The organism is Shewanella algicola (assembly GCF_014648035.1).
Classification (GTDB): Bacteria; Pseudomonadota; Gammaproteobacteria; order Enterobacterales; family Shewanellaceae; genus Shewanella; species Shewanella algicola.
In genome coordinates this window covers 1-6,376 of record NZ_BMQI01000095.1, presented here as the reverse complement: position 1 = coordinate 6,376, position 6,376 = coordinate 1, and the positions used below count along the sequence as shown (strand labels likewise).

The 6,376-nt window shown below is 40.7% G+C and carries 6 protein-coding genes; 5 read left to right on the top strand and 1 reads right to left on the bottom strand.

The features are described 5' to 3' along the window. The first annotated feature begins 62 nt into the window (after window positions 1-62). A complete protein-coding gene (locus tag IEY42_RS21365) occupies window positions 63-287 on the top strand; it encodes a hypothetical protein (RefSeq protein ID WP_188927214.1) in 225 nt (74 codons plus the stop codon). A 4-nt stretch (window positions 288-291) separates the two neighbouring features. Beyond that, the gene (locus tag IEY42_RS21360; protein ID WP_188927213.1) at window positions 292-720 is read left to right on the top strand and encodes a hypothetical protein; all 429 of its coding nucleotides are present in this window, start codon (window positions 292-294) and stop codon (window positions 718-720) included. A gap of 4 nt (window positions 721-724) precedes the next feature. On the opposite strand, the gene IEY42_RS21355 is transcribed toward IEY42_RS21360, so the two are convergent. Continuing rightward, window positions 725-2,265, bottom strand: a protein-coding gene (locus IEY42_RS21355; RefSeq protein WP_188927212.1) for an IS3 family transposase whose coding sequence is annotated in 2 segments (ribosomal slippage) — window positions 725-1,800 and window positions 1,800-2,265 — 1,542 coding nt in all. Because the reading frame shifts where the segments join, the coding sequence is not laid out codon by codon here. Between the two features lie 159 nt (window positions 2,266-2,424). Here IEY42_RS21355 and IEY42_RS21350 point away from each other — a divergent pair. From IEY42_RS21350 to IEY42_RS21340, 3 genes are all read left to right on the top strand, one after another. Next, entirely contained in the window at window positions 2,425-3,666 is a 1,242-nt protein-coding gene (locus IEY42_RS21350; protein WP_188927211.1) for a hypothetical protein, read from the top strand. A 775-nt stretch (window positions 3,667-4,441) separates the two neighbouring features. Continuing rightward, the gene (locus IEY42_RS21345; RefSeq protein ID WP_188927210.1) at window positions 4,442-5,830 is read left to right on the top strand and encodes an RHS repeat domain-containing protein; all 1,389 of its coding nucleotides are present in this window, start codon (window positions 4,442-4,444) and stop codon (window positions 5,828-5,830) included. Then, window positions 5,827-6,252, top strand: a complete 426-nt coding sequence (locus tag IEY42_RS21340) for a hypothetical protein (RefSeq protein ID WP_188927209.1) — start codon at window positions 5,827-5,829, stop codon at window positions 6,250-6,252. Before IEY42_RS21345 ends, IEY42_RS21340 begins: the two co-directional genes overlap by 4 nt. Window positions 6,253-6,376 lie beyond the last annotated feature (124 nt).

Sequence of the window (6,376 nt, the reverse complement as noted above, 5' to 3'; positions counted from 1 at the left end):
TAAAACCAGAACGGGTGTTCACGATGGGCCGGAATCACTGTTCACGATGCTCCGGAATATGCATGAATAAAGTCGAACAACAATTCAGCGGCATTTTTGCACCCAAACAGCTTGATGAACCTATAGCTGCAGATGGAAACACATCTGATGTTAAAGCAACTTCAAACACAGTCGCGAACGCTGATATTCAGCTTTCAGAGCCACAGATATCGCAATTGCTCATTAGTCACCCTCATTTAATTACACAGCATCTAAAAATGCTTTTAAGTCAGAATGTTGGAGGGTAGAGCAATGACTATGAGAAATTGTACTTTATTCTATTCTTTTGCAAATTACGGCTTGAATAAAAAGGGGCGCAGAACTGGAAAAGCCACATTAATTCATTCGTTGCGACTTAAGGAACAGCTTGAGCTTAAACAAAAATATTTAAATAAATCGCATGAGCTTATGCGCACTAAAAATGAAATTGATGTTGAATGGGACAGCTCATTGTCACATGCGAATTTAATTGATACTTCAGACGGTATCGTTCCGCTTGATACGTTTACTCAAGCGCAAAGACAGCAATTGTTGCTTGATGTTGTTGAGCCGCCTCTGTTGAGTACAGCGAATACGAGTGATTTTGGCAAAATCAAATCTCGAGCAAAATACAAACTGAGCGATTGGATTAAAAAAGACAGTTTTTGTGATGCGGCGTTTTTCAAGACAGTTGTCGCCTAAATTGTTAAGCAGCTTCTTTATGTTGCTCTGGATTTAACGCCACAGCGCCTATTGGCTGCCAGTTTCGCTCTTCTTTTGACCATCGCTCTGGATGTTCATTTCTTTTTGTCTGATACAACGCTTTTCGCTTCGCCAGTATTCCAACATCAAGACCATCATGCCTTTGGTTTGGTGTCACAAACTTAATCCTGCTATGGCGATGCTCGTTGTTGTACCAACAAACAAATTCATTGACCCATTTACGTGCTGCTTCTAACGACTTAAAACCTTCACTAGGCCAACGTGGATGATACTTTACCGTTCTAAATAGCGATTCTGAGTACGGATTATCATTACTTACCCTTGGGCGGCTTCGTGAGGTCACAACGCCTAAATCGTACATCTTAGCTCGCATCGTCAGGCTCTTCATGGGCGCGCCATTATCTGAGTGCAACACAACGTCTTTCTTTAAGCATTTCTCTGACCAGACGGTGCGCTCTAGTAGTGCTGCTGCTTGCTCACCTGTTTCGTCGTAGTGAACTTCCCAACCGACGATTTTTCGACTGTAAATATCTTCAATCATGTACAGATAATAGTGTTTTCCTATCACCGTTGTAGGCAGGTAACTGATATCCCAACTCCACACTTCGTTCGCTTTTTTAGCCGTATAACTGGTTGGCTTTTTATGAACATTTCTCGGCTTAGCTTTGCCTCGGTGGTGCAGCATGTTTTTAGTATGTAATACACGGTAAAAACTCGACTCCGAAGCAATATACTCACCTCTATCGGCGAGTATCGGGACAATTTGGCTTGGTGGTAATGAGGCAAACTCTTCACTATTACACACATCAATCACGGCTTGTCTTTCAGCATGACTCAGTTTATTTCCAGGCTCTGGCCTCATTGCGGTTGGCCTTTTATCTGCGCTAATCTCACCGCCTATTCGCCAACGCTGTAAGGTTCTACTTGATAATCCAATCACGTCACAGGCCTTATCTTGTCTCGCGCCTGATGCTACTGCTGTACTGACCCACTGCGCGTGCTTCTGCCTATCGGTCAGCGAAATCAGTCTTCCTCTTTTTCCTTCCAATAGGCATCGAACTTTTTTCCGAGTACGAGTAAAGCAGCCGCTTCCGCTAACGCTTTATCCTTTCTACGTAACTCACGTTCTAGCTCGTTAATGCGTTTTTTGTCAATCTTCTGTCCAGGTGTTGTCTTGGCTTTACTTGTCAGTGTTGTGCTTGTATTACCGGCAATGCAAGCTTGCTTCCATCCGTTGACTTGCTCAGGATATAACCCCTTAGCTCGGCAATATTCATTTAACTCAACTGCCGACAGAGAGGCTGTTTCCAATACCACTGAAAACTTTTCTTCACTTGACCATTTATCCGATGAACTGACTTTTGACACGTTTAACCCTGAGGTATTAAATTGCTTTTGCCAACTATACAGGGTTGAGAGATTAATGCCTTCTTGCTCTGCAAACTTACGAACCGACAAACCACTTTGACTAAACTTGTTTAATATAGCTTCTTTAAATTGATCGGAATGCCTTTGATAATTCACTTGCTGTAACTTACCGCTCCCTGTTTATTTGTAAATTAATTGAGGCGACAACTATCCTGACACAGGGGGGATGCTGGAATTGTATTTATCAACGAGATATTAGCGTCTGAAAATGTTGTGAATGTTCATCACTCGAAATATCGATTTAATCTGTTTGATATGAAGCGCAAGTCACAGAAAACTGAGCAATTAGTGAATTATATCAATGCTCATAATGCGCTTATCGATAAGCCAAAAACGTTAAACTTTACTAATTTTCAAGAAATATTATTCAAAATCCCCATTGTGAATGGCATTGGTACTGACATTGTTAGCGGTAAAGAAATGATGCAAACAATGAAAGAGTTTATCGTTCATTTTTATCCAGATTATCCAATAAAATTAATGCTGCTGCATGATGATGAGCGCTTAGCACATGAAAACACAGGTGCGCATGTACATGCTTTTATCTCTGGTCAAAATGCATTAACAGGCGAATACGATTTACGTATCGCACAAATTAAAAAAGTGAATGAGTTTCTATTCAAACGAGATGGTATGTCAGCGACTTTATTTTCTGAAACTGGGCGTTTGAATTATGAACAAGCGGGTGACGTTGCGCATCACATGCAAGAGATGTTTTATGAGTTCGTCAATGAACATCTCTTTCATCCGAAGGACATCAATGCTGCGTTTCATACCGAATCTATTCGTAAGTCCGAAAAACGAAAGCAAATGCGTAGAGAAGCGAAATTGGCTAAGCGTGATAGAGCATTCAACTATCATGCTCGACTGCTTGAAAATGTAAACAGTTTAGAAATTCAGCTTAAAAGTTTTGATGATAAAATTTCTGAGCGAAAACAAGTGCTTGACGATGTAGAGAGCAAAATTATTAACGTGAGTGAAAGTTATGACGCTTTGACAATAAAACATGACACACTTGAACAACAATGTATTCAGCAAGAAGAAAGACTATCTGATATTGAGATAGTTGTTCAACAAAAGCAGCGTAGACTCAGTAAAAAAATGCTGCTTGAACAAGAAGTTGATGAGCGTTTGAACGTAAAGGTAGAGAAAGAAAAGAAATTAGATACATCGATTTTGCTTAAACAGCAAAAACACACAGAATTAGATAGCGCTATAGCTGAGAAACAATCAATTTTAGAAAGACTTAGCGTAATGACAACTAAGGCATTGTATCCAGTACACAAAATGTTGGAGCACATGAACAATCGCTTAATACTAAAAGGAAGAGCGGGAGCGGCGGAGTTCATGCAACATATCATTAAAGCCTTTAGTGCAGATTTGCCAGCGGAGCTCAGAAAAACACTAATAAAAATTACGAGTAATACTGGCGATACAGAGCTTGAAAACGCGTTAACACGCAAAGACAGTCAGATTAACGACTCATTGGATATGTGATAAAGCACGCGTTCAATATTCGTTAAATGATGCGTTAACCGTATTCTCTCAGATTAGAGTCAATACAATATAAGATGCTCACAAAATAAGCAGGGAGTCGGTCATTACTTTTTAAAGTGATGACCGATTTTTTATTAATCGCTGAGAATGTAAGACTTAAATTAACGGCCAAGCATGAGGTTATGCTTGTATCGAGTTATGGAGTGTAGTTTCTACCAATAGCGCTATCTAGCCCTAATTGGCAGCACTGCTGCCACAGATGGCACTTACGCTGCCAGTGGCGGCATTAAACATGTCAGTGGTCGTTTTAGAGAGCAAACGGATGAGGCGAAATAGTCAAAATATCGATTTGATAAATTGAGGTTTGAACAACATGTATGTTTGAAGCCCATTAGTATTGAAATGAAATTACCGTAGATGGTGAGAGTATAAAACCCGCATGGTCAGTTGTTTTCACGACGTGATAATGTTTAGGCTAAGCCTAAACAAACCTTAACTTCGCACTTGGTGAGTGCGAAAAAGTACAGCTTCGCAGTCATCGACTGCGAAGCAAAAAGCAGCCCACAATTATGTGGGACCAGTACGTAACCCGGTACGCAACTATCCCACTTTTTGTGCCAAAAAGGTCGGATAGTTGCTCGGGCAAAGGGGAACCCCTTTGAACCCCAAAAGCCAAACACAGCTGAGCGCAATCGCACCCAAGCTTCACCTATGACAATAACGGTAACCGGGTGACGGGGCAACGTTAAGCTATAACGACCAAAACAAACCGGTAATGGTTGAGCGTAATAATGTAAAAAGCACATTCAGTTATGATGCGAATGGTAACCGCTATAAACAGGTTAAACAGCAAAACGGTAGTGTGGTATCGACCACGTATTATGTGGGCAGTTTTGAGCGTGAAGTGACCCTAAGCAGTACGGTAGATAAAACCTACATTGGTGACCACACCATTAAGATGAAAGCCCATGTGGGCAGCTTAGGTAATCAATCACCGTTCCAACATGTACTGCGCGACCACTTAGGCAGTGTCGATACCTTGATGGATGCCAAAACCGGTGCCGTATTACAGCACCGTGGTTATGATGTATTTGGTCGCCCAAGGGACATCGCTGCAGGTAATAATCTGTTAACTAGCTGGCAAGGTGTCACTAAAGGCTATACAGACCATGAGCATTTGGTTGATCAAGAGCTTATTCACATGAACGGGCGAATATACGATTTCAACGTTGGCCGTTTTTTAAGTGTTGACCCGTTTTTGCAGTTCCCAGAGAATAGTCAAAGCGCAAACCCGTATTCGTATATTTTGAATAACCCGATGAGTGGGACAGATCCGACGGGTTATTGTCAGGCTGAAGACAACATGTCTGACTGCTCTGGTAGTTTGAAGAGCTGTGAGACAAAAGCTATTACAGATGCTGATGGCAAAAGAGTTGGTACAGTTGGTAAAGACAGTAATGGTACGACTTACGTAACTTCTGGAGGTAAGAGCGATGTCAAAGATGCAATGGCTTTTACTAATAACACTGGGCGCTTCAAGTCTGATGTCGGTAAGCAAAATAGTATTGGTATTAAGGATAGTTCTACTAGCTATGGAAATTCGTCAAGTTTTATCGCTGGTTATAGCTCTGCGAATAAAGGAGATATGACTGGTGCGCTTTCGCTAACACCCATTGGGCAAACTGTTGATGGAATTAAGTCTGGAATAGATGCATTAGAAGCAGGTTATGAGGAATATCAAAAAACAGGTGATCTAACAAGCGCAGCTGTTGTAGCAGGAAAAGTTGGAACTGAAGCCTATATTGAGCGTAAACTTAAGGTTGCTAGGCTTCCTGATGTTACAAAGGAGGTAAACCTTAATAGCAATGATGCCGTCTCCAATTTCGGCATTTATGATATTGAAGTGAATGGGGCTCTAAATAAGGTAGGTAAAGCCGATTTAAACCGTGTAACGAAGTCATCGGGGTTACCTACACGGCTTCATCAACAGGTTCGAAAGTTAGAAAAAACGCACGGGAAAGGTAATGTTCAAGGCCAAGTTGTTAAGAATCTTGGGCAGACAACGACCGGGGCAGCTAAAACTGCTGAAAATGCGAGAATAAAAAATGTTGTTGATCGAACTGGAATTGTTCCTATTGGTAATCAAAAGAGTTATAAGCCATGAGAGTGTTTGTTGGGCAGATATATATTCAAGCGGGAGTTAACTATCCCTTTTCCCATGAATTCCAAAAATGGGTGGGTGACGAATTATCCAGGCTTATTGAGCCATCAGATGCTTTTATTGAAAAGTATTCTGAGGAGTTTGAGTTGATGTTTCGCTTAAGTGCGAAGGCGGAATTAGACGAAATTGAGATCAAAGGGCCCACAGTATTCAAAAAAGATAAAGATATCGAATTTACAATCTTTCTGCCCTATCAAAGAATTTCGCTAGAGGAAAAAGATAGTTTTATTGAACCAATAAAATTGTTCCTTGAAGGTGTGGCATTGGCTCTTGAAGTGCTTAGTATTAATTCTTCAATGGTTAGAAGTAACTCATCAGAATTGGTTGAAAAAATTATTTCAAATGGTTCAATGTTTAAAGGTTAAGCTATAGAGCATTGGGAGTAGAATGCCCAAAATAATTAAGAAAAAAATTAAGAAAGAAAAAAATTAAGACATATATGGACGCTCCCGGTGAGTCAAGGTAATACTCTGCTCACCCAAGGCTTTT